We start from the raw sequence: 17594 nt of genomic DNA, 5'->3' as shown, positions 1-17594 counted from the left end.
TGTCACGATCAGCGCCTGGTCGGGCTGCAGGTCGAAATTCCCCACCGAGACATCCGCACTCGGCAGCCCCGCGCCGAGAGACGCTTCGCTCTGCACGGGGCTCATGGTGTTGGGCGCCAGCTCGATCCCCACACGCTCGGCAAGCTTCATATTCTCTGCGTTGAAGGGTCCGATCGCCTGGGTCAGGCCACCCAACAGCAGGCCGATCTCGGAAGCGGACGGCCCCGTGCTGGTCCCCGCCGGGATGGCGGCCGGGCAGTCGGCATCGCAGGCGATGCTGAAGCTGCCCGGGCCCAGCGCCCAGTTGCCCAGATCGTCGCGGATCAACAGGGAACCGCCGCCGGTGTCGTCGAGGTAGTTCACTGCGCCGCTGGGCTCCGTGGGGCCGATGTCGACGGTGAAGGACCCATTGGGATTGACCACCAGACCGTCACCGAGCACCAGACTGCCGCTGGTCGCGGCCGTCCCATTCGTCAGTGCTTCCGAGCCGATGGACAGACCTTCGGTTCCCGCGCCGACGGTACCGGTGAGCGTGTAGGTCGCGTCAGGTTTGAGGCCGGCGTTCACGTAGTAGTAGATGTCGGGGGTGAAATATCCCAAGAACTGACGGGAATCGGCGGCATCCCCGGCCACCGGCTCGGGGGACTGGAAAAAGTACCCGGGGAGAACCCTGGTGAGGATCGCGTTCAGCAGTTCGTAATTCTGGTTCTGCAGAACCGTCGACAGCGTGGCGTCGCTGCTCGGCGTGGCGAACGGCAGAGCGGCGTCGAATGCGGCCGCCTGCTGCGTGTCGGTGAGGATCTGATCGATCGTGGACTGCAACGACACGTCGGCAGCGGCGCGCGGCGCGTCGACCATCATCACCAGAGCACCGGCCATCGCGGCCGCGGCAATCCCGGCGGCCCGAACAGCACGGGCAGACGGACTCCCCTGGCCCCGCGGCCCTGTTGTCGCGCGGTGCGTTGTCGTGCGGTGCGTTGTCGCGCGGTTCGTCTTTCGACTTGCCATGCGTGTCCTCCACGTTGTTCTGCACGCGCCGCGCAAAGAGGCCTTCAGAAACCGCCCCACGTCGCCGTAATGTCGTGTGGGCGAGATCACAGTAACGTGTAAGACACGAAGGGGCAACTGTCTCATGAGGCTCGGCTTCGAGCTGTGCACGACAGGGCCTTGACGATGGCGTGGCGGCCCGATTTCGAGCTCGGCATGTCCGTTGTCACCCGGCCTGACCGCAGCGGTGCGCGCCGCCCGCTGCCGGTGCCGATCACGGCAAAAACCTGATGGCGGGCAACAACTGGCTGGGCGCGCCGAGCAGCGAGGAGAATGCCGCCGGGCGCATCTTGGACGCTGCCGGTGAACTGTTCGCCCAACACGGCCCCGGCTCGGTCGGCATGCGCGAGATCGCCAGGGCCGCAGGGTGTTCCCGAGCGACCCTGTACCGCTACTTCGAGAATCGGGAGGCGCTGCGCACCGCCTATGCGCACCGCGAGGCCAAAGCGGTGTTCCGCCGGGTGGGCGACAGCTTGCGCGGTGTCACCGACCCACAGCAGCGCCTCATCACGGGTATCACCGTGGCGATGGCCATGGTGCGGGAGAACCCGGCGGTGGCGTCGTGGTTCGCCAAGACCGAGCCGCCGATCGGCGCCGAGATGGCTGATCGGTCCGACGTGGTCACCGCGATGGTTGCGACGTTCTTGGCCTCGCTGGGCCAAGGCGATGCCGAGGCGCCGGATGTCGTCGAACGTCGCGCCCGCTGGGTGGTGCGGGTCATCATGTCGCTGCTGATCTTCCCGGGCCGCAACGCCGACGACGAACGGGCGCTGGTGGCTGACTTCGTGGTTCCGGTGGTGGCACCGGCCGATCGGGCTGCCAGATCGCCCGCACCCAACCGCTGTCGCAACCGTTCCACCGCCGGTTGACTGGGGTCGGCCTGAGGGTACAGCCGCGTTGGCGGTCTTCTCGCCCGCGGCGGCCCACCCCAACCGCGGTTGAACACGGCTTAAACACCGGGTATGGCGGCAAATATATCGGGGCGATACTATGTCGCGAGACTACGTCCCGACATGTCAACCCGCCCTACCCCGCCGAGCAAAGGAGGTGATTCGATGCTGGAGCTCGCCATCCTGGGCCTTCTGCTCGAATCACCCATGCACGGCTACGAGCTGCGCAAACGACTGACCGGCCTGCTCGGGGCGTTCCGGGCGTTCTCCTACGGGTCGCTGTACCCGGCGTTGCGGCGGATGCAGGCCGACGGGCTGATCGCCGAGAACGCCGCACCGGCCGGAACTCCGGTGCGGCGCGCACGGCGGGTCTACCAACTGACCCCGGCCGGCCGGCGCCGGTTCAGTGAACTGGTGGCCGACACCGGTCCGCACAACTACACCGACGACGGGTTCGGCGTCCACCTGGCGTTCTTCAACCGCACCCCCGCCGAGGCGCGGATGCGCATCCTGGAAGGCCGTCGCCGCCAGGTCGAAGAACGCCGGGAAGGTCTGCGTGAAGCAGTGGCGCGGGCCAGCAACTCGTTGGACCGCTACACCCGCCAGCTGCATCAACTCGGGCTGGAGTCCAGCGAACGCGAAGTCAAGTGGCTCAACGAGTTGATCGCGGCGGAGCACGTCGCACAACGCCGCGCCGAGCATTAACTGATCGAAGACAGCACGTCACCATCCGCAGGTTATTCAGCAGGTCATGAGGTAAGGAGAACGCCCTATGAGTGAGCACAAGCCGTTCGAGGCGCCGGCGGCTCAGACGGAGGTCCGAGTCGCCATTGTCGGTGTCGGCAACTGCGCGTCCTCGCTGGTACAGGGCGTCGAGTACTACCAGAACGCCGACGAGACGTCGACGGTGCCCGGCCTGATGCACGTGCGGTTCGGCCCGTACCACGTGCGCGACGTGAAGTTCGTCGCCGCATTCGACGTCGACGCCAAGAAGGTCGGCTTCGACCTGTCCGAAGCGATCTTCGCCTCGGAGAACAACACCATCAAGATCGCCGACGTGCCGCCCACCAACGTGGTGGTGCACCGCGGCCCGACGCTGGACGGAATCGGTAAGTACTACGCCGACACCATCGAACTCTCCGACGTCGAGCCCGTCGACGTGGTCAAGGTGCTGCGCGACGCGCAGGTCGACGTGCTGGTCTCCTATCTGCCGGTGGGCTCCGAGGAGGCCGACAAGTTCTACGCCCAGTGCGCCATCGATGCCGGCGTCGCGTTCGTCAACGCGCTGCCGGTGTTCATCGCCTCCGACCCGGTATGGGCCGCCAAGTTCGCCGAGGCGGGCGTGCCCATCGTCGGCGACGACATCAAGAGCCAGGTCGGCGCGACCATCACCCACCGGGTGATGGCCAAGCTGTTCGAGGACCGCGGCGTGCAACTGGACCGCACCATGCAACTCAACGTGGGCGGCAACATGGACTTCCTCAACATGCTCGAACGTGAGCGGCTGGAATCGAAGAAAATCTCCAAGACCCAGGCCGTCACCTCCAACCTGCAGCGCGAGTTCAAGACCAAAGACGTGCACATCGGCCCGTCCGACCACGTCGGCTGGCTGGACGACCGCAAGTGGGCCTACGTGCGGCTGGAGGGCCGCGCCTTCGGCGACGTGCCGCTGAACCTGGAGTACAAGCTCGAGGTGTGGGATTCGCCGAACTCGGCGGGCGTGATCATCGACGCGGTGCGGGCGGCCAAGATCGCCAAGGACCGCGGCATCGGCGGGCCGGTCGTCGCGGCGTCGGCCTACCTGATGAAAAGCCCGCCCCAGCAGATGCCCGACGACGTCGCGCGCGCCCGGCTCGAAGAGTTCATCACGGCGTGATGCCCGCGAGGGTGCACCTGCCGACGGCTCTGCTCGGAAAAAGTGTCGCTAACCGCACTGTCGCGGATCACTGACATGTGCGACGACCTGGCCGGGCTCTCCGAATTCGACCTGCTGGCCGAGAACGCCGAGCAGGCCGGGGTCACGGGCCCACTGCCCATGGTGCGGCGTGTCCACGTCGGTGCGGTCAGCGCGCTGCGCTGGGGCGAGGGGCCGCCGCGGATCGTCTTCGTGCACGGCGGTGGGCAGAACGCGCACACCTGGGACACCGTGATCGTGGGACTGGGCGAGCCGGCGCTGGCGGTCGACCTTCCCGGCCACGGCCATTCCGCCTGGCGCGACGACGGCGACTACTCGCCGCAGCGCAACGCCGCAGCGCTGGCACCGGCGTTGGGCGCGCTGGCGCCCGACGCCGACCTGGTCGTCGGCATGTCGCTGGGCGGGCTGGCCGCGATACGGCTGGGCGCGGCGCGGCCCGGCCTGGTGCGGGAGCTGGTGCTCGTCGACATCACCCCGTCGGCGCTGCAACGACACGCCGAACTGCGGGCCGATCAGCGCGGCCCGGTCGAATTGATGCACGGCCAGCGGGACTTCCCCAGCTTCGCGGCGATGCTGGAGCTGACCACCGCCGCGGCGCCGCACCGCGACCCGAAGTCGTTGCGCCGCGGTGTGTTCCACAACTCCCGCCGGCTCGATGACGGGCGCTGGACCTGGCGCTACGACACGATGCGCACCGCGCCGGATTTCGCCGAACTGTGGGACGACGTCGACGTGCTGTCCGCACCCGTCACCCTGGTGCGCGGCGGCGCATCGGGATTCGTCAGCGATGCGGACACCGCCGAACTCGCCCGCCGCGCAACGCATTTCCGCGGCGCACATGTCGTGGCCGACTCCGGGCATTCGGTGCAAAGCGACCAGCCTCGCGCGCTGGTCGACATCCTGCGCACAGTGCTCGGCGGTCGCTGAGACCCGGCGCCTACCCTCGTGGGCATGACCATCCCGCCAGAGCGTCCCGTCCGCATCGGCGTGCAGCTGCAACCCCAGCACGCCCCGCACTACCGCACCATCCGAGACGCCGTGCGGCGCTGCGAGGACATCGGCGTCGACGTCGCTTTCAACTGGGACCACTTCTTCCCGCTCTACGGAGATCGCGACGGCGAGCACTTCGAGTGCTGGACGATGCTGGGCGCCTGGGCCGAGCAGACCTCACGCATCGAGATCGGCGCGCTGGTCAGCTGCAACTCCTACCGCAACCCCGAACTGCTGGCCGACATGGCGCGCATCGTCGACCACATCGGCGGCGGCCGGCTGATCCTGGGCATCGGCTCGGGCTGGAAACGCAGAGACTACCGCGAGTACGGCTACGAGTTCGGCACCGCCGGCAGCCGGCTGGACGACCTCGCCGCCGCGCTGCCCCGGATCACGTCCCGGCTGGCCAGGCTCAATCCGCCACCCACCCGCGACATCCCGCTGCTGATCGGCGGCGAGGGTGAACGCAAGACACTGCGCCTGGTCGCCGAGTACGCCGACATCTGGCACAGTTTCGCCACGGCCGACAGCTACCCGGCGAAGGCGGCGGTGCTGGCCCGGCACTGCGCCGCCGTCGGGCGCGACGCCACCGGCATCGCGCGGTCGGCCGCGGTGGGCGGCGAGACCGGGCGGGCCGGCGCCGACACGCTGATCGCCGAGGCAGAAGCCCTGACCGGCCTCGGTGTCAGCCTGCTGACCATCGGCTGCAGCGGCCCGGACTACGACCTGACCGGCGCGCAAGCGCTGTGCCGGTGGCGCGACAGTCGTTGACGACCGCCGTGGCCGAAAGAGCCGCCAGCCGATACCTTGCGGTTATGGGGAACCTCGGTCCGAAACTGTTCGCGCTGCTCGCGGCGATCCTGATGGTGGGCGGCGTGGTCCTGGCCGGACCCGCGACGGCCGACACCAACCAGTGCGCGCCGCCGGGGCTGGAAGGGGCGACCGCGCTGCCGCGCAAGCTGGCCACCGCCAACCGCCCGCACGAGGACAAGTACACGACCGCCGACGTGGAACCGCTCGATTCGATCGACACCGGCGCCCTGAGTCTGCTCACACCCGGCACCCTCACCGTCGCCACGCTGTCTCAGGCGCCACCGACAACCTGCGTGAACCCCAGCGGCCGGTTCACCGGCTTCGACAACGAGCTGCTGCGTGCCATCGCGGCGAAGCTCGGCTTGCGGCTCGTGTTCGTCGCCACGGACTTCGCCGGGATGCTCGCCCAGGTGGCGGCGCACCGCTTCGACGTCGGGTCGGCGTCGATCACCGCCACCGACGCCCGGCGGCGCACCGTCGACTTCACCAACGGCTACGACTTCGGCTACTTCTCGCTGGTGGTGCCGTCCGGCTCGGCGATCACCGGGTTCGACGACCTCGCGGCGGGTCAGCGCATCGGTGTCGTGCAGGGGACCGTCGAGGACGTCTACGTCGTCGACAACCTGCATCTGCAGCCGGTGAAGTTCCCGGACTTCACCACGGCCTACGCCAGCCTGAAGACAGGCCAGATCGACGCCTGGGTGGCGCCGGCGTTGGAGGCGCTCAACGCGGTGCGGCCCGGCGACCCGGCCGTGATCGTCGCCCACACCTTCAGCCTCGGCAACTACGTGGCCTACGCGGTGGCCAAGGACAACCGGCCGCTGCTGGCCGCGCTGAACTCCGGGCTGGACGCCGTCATCGACGACGGCACCTGGTCACAGCTGTACACCGACTGGGTGCCGCGACCGCTGCCGCCGGGATGGAAACCGGGTTCGACCGCGGCGCTGACCCCGCACCTGCCGGATTTCGCGGCGATCGCCGCCCGCCATCACCGCGTGGTGGACGAGCCGCCCGCCCCCAAATCCACCCTCGCCCGGCTGGGTGAGTCGTTCTTCGACTGGGATCTCTACCGGCAGGCCATCCCGGTGCTGTTCAGGGTGGGCCTGCCCAACACGTTGACACTGACCGTCAGCGCCGGCATCGTCGGGCTGCTGGTGGGCATGGGGTTGGCGGTCGCGGGAATCTCGCACAGCCGCTGGCTGCGCTGGCCGGCCCGGGTCTATACCGACATCTTCCGCGGCCTGCCCGAAGTGGTGATCATCTTGCTCATCGGGCTCGGGGTGGGGCCGATCGTCGGCGGGCTGACCAACAACAATCCCTATCCCCTCGGCATCGCCGCGCTGGGGCTGACCGCGGCGGCGTACATCGGCGAGATCTTCCGATCCGGCATCCAAAGCGTCGAGGCCGGGCAGCTGGAAGCCTCCCGCGCGCTGGGATTCGGCTACCCGACGGCTATGCGGCTGATAGTGGTGCCGCAGGGGATCCGGCGGGTGCTGCCGGCGTTGGTCAACCAGTTCATCGCGCTGCTGAAAGCGTCGGCGCTGGTGTACTTCCTCGGCCTGATCGCCGGGCAGCGGGAGCTGTTCCAGGTGGGCCGCGACATCAACGCGCAGACCGGCAGCCTGTCGCCGTTGGTGGCCGCCGGCCTGTTCTATCTGATGTTGACGATCCCGCTCACCCACCTGGTGAACCTCATCGACGCCCGGCTGCGCCGGGGACGGCCCTCGGCCGAACCGGAGACCCCGCTGGAACCGGTCGCCTCGGCGTCCGGCCAGGAGATGACGTGACAGGGGGTGACGTGACAGGGGGTGACGGGCAGAGCCCGTCAGTAGCGTTGGCGGGCAGGGATATTCACTTGGCCTTCGGATCAACCGTGGTGCTGCGCGGCGTCGACATCGACGTGCCCGCCGGTAGCACGGCAGCGGTGATCGGCCCGTCGGGCTCGGGCAAGTCGACCTTGCTGCGCACCCTGAACCGGCTGCACGAACCTGACCGTGGGGACATCCTGCTGGACGGCCGTTCGGTGTTGCGCGACGATCCCGATCTGCTGCGCCAGCGGATCGGCATGGTGTTTCAGCACTTCAACCTGTTCCCGCATCGCAGCGTGCTCGACAACGTCATGCTCGCGCCGCGCAAGCTGAAACGCCTGGCCGCGGACGAAGCCCGCGAACTGGCGCTGTCGCAGCTGGACCGGGTCGGCATGAAGCACAAGGCCCAAGCCCACCCGGGCGCGTTGTCGGGCGGCCAGCAGCAAAGGGTTGCGATCGCCCGGGCGCTGGCGATGACGCCTCAGGTGATGCTCTTCGACGAGGCCACCTCGGCGTTGGATCCCGAGCTGGTCAAGGGCATCCTGGCGCTCATCGCCGAGCTCGGCTCGGACGGCATGACGATGGTCGTCGTCACTCACGAGATGGGTTTTGCCAGTTCGACGTCGGACTCGGTGGTCTTCATGGACCATGGCCGGGTCGTCGAGACCGGGCCGCCTGCGCAGATATTCGCCGCCGCGCAGACCGATCGGCTGCAACGATTCCTGTCGCAGGTGCTCTGAGGGCACAACCGGGTTTTCGGCTGCCGAGGCCGCTATGAGGTTAGACTGGCGAACTATGCCGGACCGCGAAGCCACCGTGCCTGAACTCACACAGTTGGCCGATGGTCTGCACCGCACGCTGTCGAAACTGTTCTCCATCCTGCGCCGCGGCGACCCGAACGGGGTGGTGGCCGGTGACCTGACGTTGGCGCAGTTGTCGATCCTGGTCACATTGCTCGAGCGTGGCCCGATCCGGATGACCGACCTGGCCGCCCACGAACGGGTCCGGACCCCCACCACGACCGTGGCGATCCGCCGGCTGGAGAAAATCGGCCTGGTAAGACGTTCGCGCGATCCGTCCGATCTGCGGGCGGTGCTGGTCGACATCACCCCGCGCGGGCTGGCCGTACACCGGGAGTCGCTGGCCAACCGGATCTCCGCCCTGGCCGCGATGCTGAGCAAGCTCCCCGAGTCCGACCTGGACACGCTGACCAAGGCGCTGTCGCCGCTGGAGCGGCTGGCTGCCGGCGAGCCGGCCGGCCTGGCGGACGAAGACCCGGCCGAGGCGTGAAAGTTACCGTGGCGCAACCGGAATCGTTGCCACCGGTGGACGGGCGGGCATGCCCACCGCGCTGATCACCGGCGCCGGCCGAGGTATCGGCCGCGCCATCGCCGACGCGCTGGCCCCGACGCACACCCTGCTGCTGGCGGGTCGCCCCGCACCCGGGCTCGACGCGGTCGCGCGGCGGCTCGGTGCCGTCACGCTGCCGGTCGACCTGGCCGACACCGGCGCCGCCGCGGCCCGCCTCGCGTCGATCACCGAACTCGACGTGCTGGTGCACAACGCCGGGATATCCCTCCCCGGGCACGTCGCCGACTCCAGCATCGACGAGTGGCGCACCACCTTCGAAGTCAATGTCGTTGGCGCAGTGGCTGTTACGCTGGCCCTGCTGCCGGCGCTACGACATTCGCGGGGCCACGTCGTGTTCATCAACTCCGGGGCCGGGCGTCGCGTCTCGCCCGGCATGGCCTCCTACTCGGCCAGCAAGTTCGCCCTGCGCGCCTTCGCCGACGCGCTGCGCGCCGACGAGCCGGCGCTGCGGGTCACCACCGTCTATCCCGGGCGCACCGACACCGGCATGCAGCGTGACCTGGTGGCCTTCGAGGGCGGCGACTACGACCCGGCCCGCTTTCTGCGGCCCGACACCGTCGCCGCGGTGGTGGCCGGCGTGGTGGCCACCCCGCTCGACGGTCACGTCCACGACGTGGTGCTCCGGCCGAACGAGGGATAGACGGGTCAGACCGGGGTAGGTCAGACCACCAGGTTGACCAGCCGGCCGGCGACCACGATCACCTTCTTCGGCGTGGACCTGACGTGGCTCACGACTCACCGTGTGGTAGCTGCAGCCCGCTGAGCTTCAGAACTATGTTGCCGCGCAACACACCTCAAACGCCGTTGGTGCCGTCCCGAGCCGACCGCGACCCAGGTCCCGACCGCCACCGAGGTCCCGACCGCCACCGAGGTTGGTGTCGCGGCGCCGTGCACCGGCCGACCTCCAGATTCCCATATTGCTGTCTGGTCACATCAGCAACACCGGTCTCTGGAAGAGGCGATGTGCGCCGTACCCGCCTCTGCGCGACAACCTCATTCGCAGCACCGCGCCGCCACACCTGTCGCTCGGAGCGTTGAGGGGTCTGCGCCCCGGTGTGAGCACCGGAAAATCTGTCGAGTGTGCGATTTCGTACGCGACGCGCCGGCGCTGGCGTACGAAACCGCACACTCGACGAATAGCTCTGCTCGACGCGAGCGCCAACCAGGGCTTTTGCGCAATTTTCGAGTGAGCCGGGCACCTCGGGTGTCGACCGGCGCAGCGACACCTGAGTGACCAACGCGACGTGGCCGCCCCACGATATGCACCAATGTGAGCCACGTCGGGTCAGACCACCAGGTTGACCAGCCGGCCGGCGACCACGATCACCTTCTTCGGCGTGGCCCCCGCCAGGAAACCCCGCACCTTCTCGTCGGCCAGCGCCGCACTCTCCACCGCGGCGGCGTCGGCGCCGGCCGATACGGTGATGCGGCCCCGCACTTTTCCGTTGACCTGCACCGGATACTCGATGGTGTCCTGCACAAGGTAGGTCGGGTCGGCTACCGGGAAAGGGCCGTGCGCCAGCGACGACGGGTGGCCCAGCCTCGCCCACAGCTCTTCGCTCAGGTGCGGCGCCAGCGGCGCCAGCATCAGCACCAACGGCTCGACGGCTGCACGCGGCACCGTGGTCTGATGCTGCTTGGTCAGGTGGTTGGTGTATTCGATCAGCTTGGCAACGGCGGTGTTGTTCCGAAGCGCCGCAAAGTCTTCCGCGACGCCCGCGACGGTGCGGTGCAACAGCCGCAGCGTGCCGGAGTCCAGGCGGGACTCGTCGGCCACCCGGCTGCCTCCGGTGCGCTCGTCGACCACCAACCGCCACACCCGCTGCAAGAAGCGGTGCGCGCCGACGACATCCTTGGTGGCCCAGGGCCGGGACGCCTCTAGCGGTCCCATCGCCATCTCGTAGACCCGCAGCGTGTCCGCGCCGTAGTTGTCGCACATCTCGTCGGGTGACACCGAATTCTTCAGGCTCTTCCCGATTTTGCCGAACTCCTCGAAGACCTCGATCTCCCCGTCCGGCCCCGGGTAGACGAATTTCCCGTCCCGTTCCACCACCTCGGCCGCCGGGACGTAGGCGCCGCGGGCATCGGTGTAGGCGAACGCCTGGATGTAGCCCTGGTTCACCAGGCGCCGGTACGGCTCACGGGAACTGACGTGACCCAGGTCGTAGAGCACCTTGTGCCAGAACCGGGCGTACAGCAGGTGCAGCACCGCGTGTTCGACCCCACCGATGTACAGGTCGACCCCGCCCGGATCGGCCGGCCCGTGCTCCGCCGGTCGCGGACCCATCCAGTACGCCTCGTTTTCCTTGCCGCAGAACCGCTCCGAATTGTGCGGGTCGGTGTAGCGCAGCTCGTACCAGGAGCTGCCCGCCCACTGCGGCATAACGTTGGTGTCGCGGGTGTAGCGGCGCAGCCCGTCGCCGAGGTCGAGCTCCACATGTACCCAGCCGGTGGCCTTGGCCAGCGGCGGCGACGGCTCGCTGTCGGCGTCATCGGGGTCGAACAGCACCGGCGAGTAGTCGGCAATGTCGGGCAACTCGACCGGCAGGGCGGCCTCGTCCAGCGGATGTGGGCGGCCGTCGCCGTCGTAGACGATCGGGAACGGCTCACCCCAATACCGTTGCCGCGCGAAAAGCCAGTCACGCAACTTGTACTCGACACGGGCCCAGCCGCGGCCTCGGGATTCCAGCCGTGCGGTGACGGCCGCCTTGGCCGCCGCGACGTCCATGCCGTCCAGAAAACCGGAATTCACCAGCGGTCCGTCACCCAGGTAGGCTCCCTGCGAAAGGTCGCCGCCGGCAATGACTTCCACGATTGGCAGGCCCATGGCGCGGGCGAACTCCCAGTCCCGCTGGTCGTGGCCGGGAACGGCCATGATCGCCCCGGTGCCGTATCCGGCCAGCACGTAGTCGGCGACGAAGATCGGCAACTGCGCACCGTTGACCGGGTTGGTCGCATACGCGCCCAGGAAGACACCGGTCTTGTCCTTGTTCTCCTGACGCTCCAGATCCGACTTCGCGGCGATGGAACGGCGGTAGGACCGCACGGCGCCGGCGGGTGTTTCGGCCCCGAAAGTCCAACGGGGATCGACCGTGTCCGGCCAGTCCGCGGCGACGAGGCCGTCGACAAGGTCGTGTTCGGGCGCCAGCACCAGATAGGTGGCGCCGAACAAGGTGTCGGGCCGGGTGGTGAAGACCTCGATGTCGACGGCCGTGCCCTCGGATGTCCGTGCGGCGAATAGCGCGGCGGCTCCGGTGGACCGGCCGATCCAGTTGCGCTGCATGGTCTTGACCTTCTCCGGCCAGTCCAGTACGTCGAGGTCGTCGAGCAGTCGGTCGGCGTAGGTGGTGATCCGCATCATCCACTGCCGCAAGCGTTTGCGGAACACCGGAAAATTGCCGCGCTCGCTGCGACCGTCCGCGGTGACTTCTTCGTTGGCCAGCACGGTGCCCAGCCCCGGGCACCAGTTCACCAGCGAATCCGCCCGGTAGACCAGCCGGTGGCCGTCGACCACGTCGGCCCGCTCACCGGCCGACAACGATGCCCAGACCCTGCCGTCATCGAGAGTTCTTGCACCGCAGTCGAACTCGGCGACCAGCTCGGCGATCGGCCGGGCCCGCTCGGCGGCTGTATCGAACCACGCGTTGTAGATCTGCAGGAAGATCCACTGCGTCCACCTGTAGAACTCGGGGTCGGTGGTGGAGAAGCCGCGGCGGGTGTCGTGGCCGAACCCCAGACGCCCCAGCTGCCGCCGGAAGTTGACGATATTGGCCTCGGTGCGGGTGCGCGGATGGGTGCCGGTCTGCGCGGCGTATTGCTCGGCGGGCAGCCCGAAAGCGTCGAAACCCAACGCGTGCAAAACATTACGGCCCGTCATTCGAAAATACCGGGCGTAGACGTCGGTGGCGATATAGCCCAGCGGATGGCCGACGTGCAGCCCCTCGCCGGACGGATAGGGGAACATGTCCTGCACGAACATTTTGTCGTCCGGCACCCCTGAGCCGTCCGCCGGCGCCAGTGAGCCGACGGGGTTGGGCACGTTGAAGGTGCCCCACCGGGTCCAGTTGTCCTGCCAGGTCTGTTCGATCCGGCCGGCCAGCTCCGCGGTGTAGCGATACCGCGGCACGTCAGCGTCGGGGTCGGTCGGGCCCGCAGCTGTCGAGGCCGTCGGCGATTCGGTCACCCGATCAGGGTATAAGGGGGCCGCCGGCCGGCATGCCGGCCACGGCTTGATCTCGGTTGCGTTGCAGACCGATCAGGGCTTCGTCCCAGCTCCGTGTCAAGCCTGTCGGCGGCCGGGTTGCGGTGGTTACAGTCTGAGTTCAACGACCTCTCTGCTACGACGTTTCGCTGGAAGGACCGGCGCTCATGATGCGGATTGCCTGCAGCCGGCGGGTGGTGGTCGCGACTATTGCCGTCGGCGTCGCCGGCGCGTTTGTCCTTTCCGGCGCCACCGCGTCGGCCGAACCGGTTCCACCGCCGCAGCCCGCCCCGGTGCCGGCTCCCGCACTCCCGGCGCCCCAGTCCGTCGCAGGCGCCCCCAGCGCCGTCGGCAACACCCTGCCGGGAACGGCGCCGTCGTCCTCGCAGCTGCCGGTGTCGTCGTCGCTGATGCCGGCGCAGCCCGCGGCGCCGTCGCCGCCGGCGGCGCAGCCGGCCCTGCTGCCCGCCAGTTCGGGCACGCTGCGGGACTACTTGCAGAGCAAGGCGGTGACGCTGGAGCCGCAGCAGCCACAGACCCTCAAAGCACTCGACATCACCGTACCGGTGCCGCCCCGGTGGACGCAGGTGCCCGACCCCAACGTGCCCGACGCCTTCGCGGTGATCGCCGACCGCACCGGTCCCAGCCTGTACACGTCCAACGCGCAGGTAGTGGTCTACAAGCTGGTCGGCGACTTCGATCCGGCCGAGGCCATCACCCACGGCTACGTCGACAGCCTGCAACAGCCCGCGTGGCGAACCACCAACGCCTCGTTGGCCGACTTCGACGGCTTCCCGTCGTCGCACATCGAGGGCACCTACCGCCAGAACGACATGACGCTGAACACCTCCCGGCGCCACGTCATCGCCACCTCGGGCAACGCCCGCTACCTGGTCTCGCTGGCGGTGACGACCGACGTGGCCGTGGCCGTCGCCGACGCTCCGGCCACCGACGCCGTAGTCAACGGCTTCCGGGTGCGCGTGCCCGGCGCCGGCAGCCGCGTGGCCTCGCCCGGGCAGTCCCCCACCGCCGCACGCTGACCGCCGGCTGCCGGCAGGGCGCAGCCGATGTCCCTCAGTTGCGGCTGATGTCGATCGGGTGGGTGGCCAGCAGCGACAGGGGCAGCGGCTGGCGTCGCAGCACCCGGCCCCACAAATCCACTCTGGGTTGAACGAGAACGTCAGATGGCAACGCAGACAACACAATCCAGTCGTCACGCTCGATCTCGCCGTCGAGCTGACCGATCGTCCAGCCCGAGTATCCCGCGAAGATCCGCACTCCTTCCACGAACGGGGCGATCGCCTCGGGGTCGGCGTCGAGGTCGACCATCACCGTCCGGCCGGACACGTGCCGCAGGCCCGGCACGCCGTTCGGGTCGGCCCCGACCCGCAGCACCCCCAGGCACAGCGCCGCATCACGTTTCACCGGACCGCCGATGAACATGGTCTTGGGTTTGGCGGCCAGCCGGGCCCACTGCGGCAGCACGTTGTAGACGGCGGTCTCGCTGTGCCGGTTGAGCACCACCCCCAGGGTGCCGCCGTCGTTGTGCTCGACGATGTAGATCACGCTGCGCCGGAAGGTCGGCTCCAGTAGATCGGCGTTGGCCAGGAGCAGCGTGCCCGCCCGCACGCGATGCGCCGCAGGCGCGACAAAATCCTCGGGATCTTCGTGCTGCGCCACGCCACCATCATGACATCAGCGCAGGTTTCGCCGGGGTGAACCGGCGGACCGCAACTCGATATTTGTACTGTAAGGATTTGTACTGTGAGGCAGCGGACTTAGGCCCGGGCCGGCTGTCGGGCCGCACCGTGGAAGTAGGTGCTGTGACTCACACGCGCGCACCCGGCGCGGTCTGGCGTTCGGCGCGTACCCTGCGCGACTTCTGGCGGCTGCTGCGGCTTCGCGCGGTCAGCCAATTCGGGGACGGGCTCTTTCAGGCGGGCCTGGCCGGGGCGCTGTTGTTCAACCCGGAGCGGGCCGGCGGCCCGCTGCAGATCGCCGGAGCGTTTGCGGTGCTGCTCTTGCCCTACTCGATGCTGGGTCCGTTCGCCGGTGCGCTGATGGACCGTTGGGACCGCCGGCTGGTGCTGGTCGGCGCCAACCTGGGTCGGCTGGTGGCGGTGGGCGGGGTCGGAAGCCTTTTCGCGGCGGGGGCCGCCGACCGGCTGGTGCTGGGCGGCGCGCTGCTGGTCAACGGCTTCGGCCGGTTCGTCTCCTCGGGCCTGTCGGCGGCGCTGCCGCATGTGGTGCCGCGCGAGCAGGTCGTCACGATGAACTCGCTCGCCACCGCCACCGGGGCGGTGGCAGCGTTCCTCGGCGCCAACTTCATGCTCGTGCCGCGCGCGCTGTTCGGCGCCGGCGACCGGGGGTCCGCGTCGATCGTCGTGCTGGTGACGATTCCGGTCGCGCTCGCGCTGGTGCTCTCGCTGCGGTTCGCGGCCGGTGCGCTCGGTCCCGACGACAGTCGGCGGGCGGTGCACGGGTCGGTCGGCTACGCGGTGATCACCGGCTGGCTGTACGGCACCCGCGCCGTGCTGGCCCGGCCCACGGTCGCCGCGACGCTGGCCGGCCTGGCCGCGCACCGGATGGTGTTCGGCATCAACACACTGCTGGTGCTGTTGCTGGTGCGCGGCGCCGGCGGCGCACAGGTCGGGGGCCTGGGCGCCGCCGTGGTGTTCCTGGCCGCCGCCGGCACCGGGGCGTTTCTGGCCAACGCGGTGACCCCGCCCGCGGTGCGCCGGTGGGGCCGCTACGCCACCGCAAATGGCGCGCTGGCGGCGGCCGCCGCCGTCCAGCTCGCCGGCGCCAGCCTGCACCTGCCGGTGCTGGTGGTGTGCGGGTTCCTGCTCGGCACGGCCGGGCAGGTGGTCAAGCTGTGCGCCGACACCGCGATGCAGGTCGACGTCGACGACGCCCTGCGCGGACACGTGTTCGCGGTGCAGGACGCCCTGTTCTGGGTGGCGTTCATCGTGGCGATCGCGGCGGCGGCGGCCGTCGTTCGCGGCGACGGGCACTCCCCGGCGCTGGCCCTGGCGGGCGCGGTGATCTACCTTGCGGGGCTCGCGGTTCATGCCGGCGTCGCGCGGCGATCGGCCCGCGACCCATCGTTACGGTATGCCGATGGCAGAAACTGACCGGATCGTCGCGGACCTGCGCGCCGAAAGCGACGACCTCGACGCACTGGTGTCGCCGCTGCCCGACGCCCGCTGGGCCGAGCCGACACCGGCGCCGGGCTGGAGCATCGCCCATCAGATCGGACACCTGCTGTGGACCGACCGGGTGGCGCTCACCGCGGTCACCGACGAGGCCGGCTTCGGCCGGCTGCTGGCGGCCGCGGCCGACCACCCGACCGGATTCGTCGACGCCGGTGCCGACGAGCTGGCCGCCGGCCCGCCGCCCGAGCTGCTCGCCGACTGGCGGATCACCCGCCGGCGGCTGCACGACGCGCTGCTGACGGTTCCCGACGGACGCAAGCTGCCCTGGTTCGGGCCGCCGATGAGCGCGGCGTCGATGGCCACCGCACGGATGATGGAAACCTGGGCGCACGGGCTCGACGTCGCCGACGCCCTGGGTGTGCGCCGGCCGGCCACCCCGCGGTTGCGCTCGGTGGCACACATCGGGGTCCGCACCCGCGACTACGCGTTCGTCGTCAACGGTCTGACACCGCCGGCCGAGCCGTTCTACGTCGAGCTGCGCGCACCCGACGGCGGCACCTGGTCGTGGGGCCCGCCCGACGCCGCCCAGCGGGTCACCGGATCCGCCGAGGACTTCTGTGCGCTGGTCACCCAGCGGCGGCCGCGCGCCGCGCTCGACGTCACGGCCGACGGTCCTGACGCCGAGCGTTGGCTATGGATCGCGCAAGCATTCGCCGGCCCGCCGGGCGCCGGTCGATGAGCGCGCGCCGCACGCGAAGAGAGCCGCGCCCCACCAAACCCCGCGCCGGTCGATGAGCGCGCGCCGCACGCGAAAAGAGCCGCGCCCCACCAAACCCCGCGCCGGTCGATGAGCGCGCGCAGGTCGGTGCTTCAGCACAAACCCGAGATGCCCGTCACAGGGTCTGCGCGGCGTCGGCGGCCCCGTCGCCGTCGCCGTCGACGAGCCGCACATTCCAGCGCCCGTCACCGTCGGTGTCGACGTATCCCGTCGTCCCGCCGTCGCACACCACACGATCGGCCACGCCGTCACCGTCGGTGTCGAGCAGCCGGTCATCGACCCGGCCGTCGCCGTCGAAGTCCACCAGCGGGCCGCCGGTGTGCTCGGCGCCGTCCAGGCCGAACCAGCGCAGCCCTCCGGCCCGGTCCGCGGCCAGCTGCCAGGTCCCCGACCCGTCGTCGGTGAAGTAGCTCTCCGGGCTGCCGTCGTTGTCGAGGTCCAGCACCGCGTGGTCGGCCAGGCCGTCGCCGTCCAGGTCGGCCAACGCGTCGTCGCGCAGCCCGTCGCCGTCGAAGTCCAGGCTGATCGCGTCGAACCGGCCGTCGCCGTCGAGGTCGAGGTCCGGCTGCGCGTCCCACACCGTCGCCGAGCCGTCACCGGAACCCAGGCAGTACTCCATGCGATGT

15 protein-coding genes and 1 pseudogene are annotated in these 17594 nt (G+C 69.5%); 12 read left to right on the top strand and 4 right to left on the bottom strand.

From position 1 onward, the window contains the following. A pseudogene (locus ABDW21_RS04205) lies at positions 1–861 on the bottom strand (hypothetical protein); the annotation flags it as partial. A gap of 416 nt (positions 862–1277) precedes the next feature. Here ABDW21_RS04205 and ABDW21_RS04200 point away from each other — a divergent pair. From ABDW21_RS04200 to ABDW21_RS04160, 9 genes are all read left to right on the top strand, one after another. Further along, complete coding sequence (locus tag ABDW21_RS04200) at positions 1278–1916, top strand: TetR/AcrR family transcriptional regulator (RefSeq protein ID WP_343600287.1); 639 nt, start codon at positions 1278–1280, stop codon at positions 1914–1916. Between the two features lie 186 nt (positions 1917–2102). Beyond that, complete coding sequence (locus ABDW21_RS04195) at positions 2103–2642, top strand: PadR family transcriptional regulator (protein ID WP_343600286.1); 540 nt, start codon at positions 2103–2105, stop codon at positions 2640–2642. 67 nt (positions 2643–2709) lie between these two features. Then, on the top strand, positions 2710–3813 hold the full coding sequence (locus ABDW21_RS04190; RefSeq protein WP_343600285.1) for an inositol-3-phosphate synthase: 1104 nt from the start codon (positions 2710–2712) through the stop codon (positions 3811–3813). Between the two features lie 75 nt (positions 3814–3888). Then, positions 3889–4779 carry an alpha/beta hydrolase gene (locus ABDW21_RS04185; protein ID WP_343600284.1) on the top strand — a complete coding sequence of 297 codons (891 nt, stop codon included), beginning with the start codon at positions 3889–3891 and terminating at the stop codon, positions 4777–4779. Between the two features lie 24 nt (positions 4780–4803). After that, complete coding sequence (locus tag ABDW21_RS04180) at positions 4804–5613, top strand: LLM class F420-dependent oxidoreductase (RefSeq protein WP_343710087.1); 810 nt, start codon at positions 4804–4806, stop codon at positions 5611–5613. 44 nt (positions 5614–5657) lie between these two features. Next, the gene (locus ABDW21_RS04175; RefSeq protein WP_343600280.1) at positions 5658–7442 is read left to right on the top strand and encodes an ABC transporter substrate-binding protein/permease; all 1785 of its coding nucleotides are present in this window, start codon (positions 5658–5660) and stop codon (positions 7440–7442) included. A 62-nt stretch (positions 7443–7504) separates the two neighbouring features. Continuing rightward, entirely contained in the window at positions 7505–8203 is a 699-nt protein-coding gene (locus ABDW21_RS04170) for an amino acid ABC transporter ATP-binding protein (protein WP_343710088.1), read from the top strand. Positions 8204–8258: 55 nt separating this feature from the next. Continuing rightward, on the top strand, positions 8259–8753 hold the full coding sequence (locus ABDW21_RS04165; RefSeq protein WP_343600276.1) for a MarR family transcriptional regulator: 495 nt from the start codon (positions 8259–8261) through the stop codon (positions 8751–8753). 49 nt (positions 8754–8802) lie between these two features. Continuing rightward, the gene (locus ABDW21_RS04160; protein ID WP_343600274.1) at positions 8803–9474 is read left to right on the top strand and encodes an SDR family oxidoreductase; all 672 of its coding nucleotides are present in this window, start codon (positions 8803–8805) and stop codon (positions 9472–9474) included. Between the two features lie 645 nt (positions 9475–10119). On the opposite strand, the gene leuS is transcribed toward ABDW21_RS04160, so the two are convergent. Further along, positions 10120–13017, bottom strand: coding sequence for a leucine--tRNA ligase (leuS, locus tag ABDW21_RS04155; RefSeq protein WP_343710086.1), 2898 nt, complete (start codon positions 13015–13017; stop codon positions 10120–10122). A gap of 185 nt (positions 13018–13202) precedes the next feature. On the opposite strand from leuS, the gene ABDW21_RS04150 reads away from it, so the two are divergent. Further along, positions 13203–14075, top strand: a complete 873-nt coding sequence (locus tag ABDW21_RS04150; protein ID WP_343710085.1) for an LpqN/LpqT family lipoprotein — start codon at positions 13203–13205, stop codon at positions 14073–14075. 34 nt (positions 14076–14109) lie between these two features. On the opposite strand, the gene ABDW21_RS04145 is transcribed toward ABDW21_RS04150, so the two are convergent. After that, the gene (locus ABDW21_RS04145) at positions 14110–14715 is read right to left on the bottom strand and encodes a YqgE/AlgH family protein (RefSeq protein ID WP_343600270.1); all 606 of its coding nucleotides are present in this window, start codon (positions 14713–14715) and stop codon (positions 14110–14112) included. 128 nt (positions 14716–14843) lie between these two features. On the opposite strand from ABDW21_RS04145, the gene ABDW21_RS04140 reads away from it, so the two are divergent. Next, entirely contained in the window at positions 14844–16169 is a 1326-nt protein-coding gene (locus tag ABDW21_RS04140; RefSeq protein ID WP_343600268.1) for an MFS transporter, read from the top strand. Then, positions 16156–16929, top strand: a complete 774-nt coding sequence (locus ABDW21_RS04135) for a TIGR03084 family metal-binding protein (protein ID WP_343600267.1) — start codon at positions 16156–16158, stop codon at positions 16927–16929. Before ABDW21_RS04140 ends, ABDW21_RS04135 begins: the two co-directional genes overlap by 14 nt. Before the next feature lie 154 nt (positions 16930–17083). Here ABDW21_RS04135 and ABDW21_RS04130 read toward each other — a convergent pair whose 3' ends face one another. Further along, positions 17084–17587 carry a pullulanase gene (locus tag ABDW21_RS04130; RefSeq protein ID WP_343600265.1) on the bottom strand — a complete coding sequence of 168 codons (504 nt, stop codon included), beginning with the start codon at positions 17585–17587 and terminating at the stop codon, positions 17084–17086. Positions 17588–17594 lie beyond the last annotated feature (7 nt).

Source organism: Mycobacterium sp., assembly GCF_039583805.1.
Taxonomy (GTDB): Bacteria; Actinomycetota; Actinomycetes; order Mycobacteriales; family Mycobacteriaceae; genus Mycobacterium.
This window is presented reverse-complemented; position numbering and strand designations above follow the sequence as displayed.

Excerpts from the sequence above, each read along its gene's own strand:
- ABDW21_RS04200 (WP_343600287.1), top strand. The coding sequence starts at position 1,278 with ATGGCGGGCAACAACTGGCTGGGCGCGCCGAGCAGCGAGGAGAATGCC.
- ABDW21_RS04195 (WP_343600286.1), top strand. The coding sequence starts at position 2,103 with ATGCTGGAGCTCGCCATCCTGGGCCTTCTGCTCGAATCACCCATGCAC.
- ABDW21_RS04190 (WP_343600285.1), top strand. The coding sequence starts at position 2,710 with ATGAGTGAGCACAAGCCGTTCGAGGCGCCGGCGGCTCAGACGGAGGTC.
- ABDW21_RS04185 (WP_343600284.1), top strand. The coding sequence starts at position 3,889 with ATGTGCGACGACCTGGCCGGGCTCTCCGAATTCGACCTGCTGGCCGAG.
- ABDW21_RS04180 (WP_343710087.1), top strand. The coding sequence starts at position 4,804 with ATGACCATCCCGCCAGAGCGTCCCGTCCGCATCGGCGTGCAGCTGCAA.
- ABDW21_RS04175 (WP_343600280.1), top strand. The coding sequence starts at position 5,658 with ATGGGGAACCTCGGTCCGAAACTGTTCGCGCTGCTCGCGGCGATCCTG.
- ABDW21_RS04165 (WP_343600276.1), top strand. The coding sequence starts at position 8,259 with ATGCCGGACCGCGAAGCCACCGTGCCTGAACTCACACAGTTGGCCGAT.
- ABDW21_RS04160 (WP_343600274.1), top strand. The coding sequence starts at position 8,803 with ATGCCCACCGCGCTGATCACCGGCGCCGGCCGAGGTATCGGCCGCGCC.
- ABDW21_RS04150 (WP_343710085.1), top strand. The coding sequence starts at position 13,203 with ATGATGCGGATTGCCTGCAGCCGGCGGGTGGTGGTCGCGACTATTGCC.
- ABDW21_RS04135 (WP_343600267.1), top strand. The coding sequence starts at position 16,156 with ATGGCAGAAACTGACCGGATCGTCGCGGACCTGCGCGCCGAAAGCGAC.
- ABDW21_RS04130 (WP_343600265.1), bottom strand. The coding sequence starts at position 17,587 with ATGGAGTACTGCCTGGGTTCCGGTGACGGCTCGGCGACGGTGTGGGAC.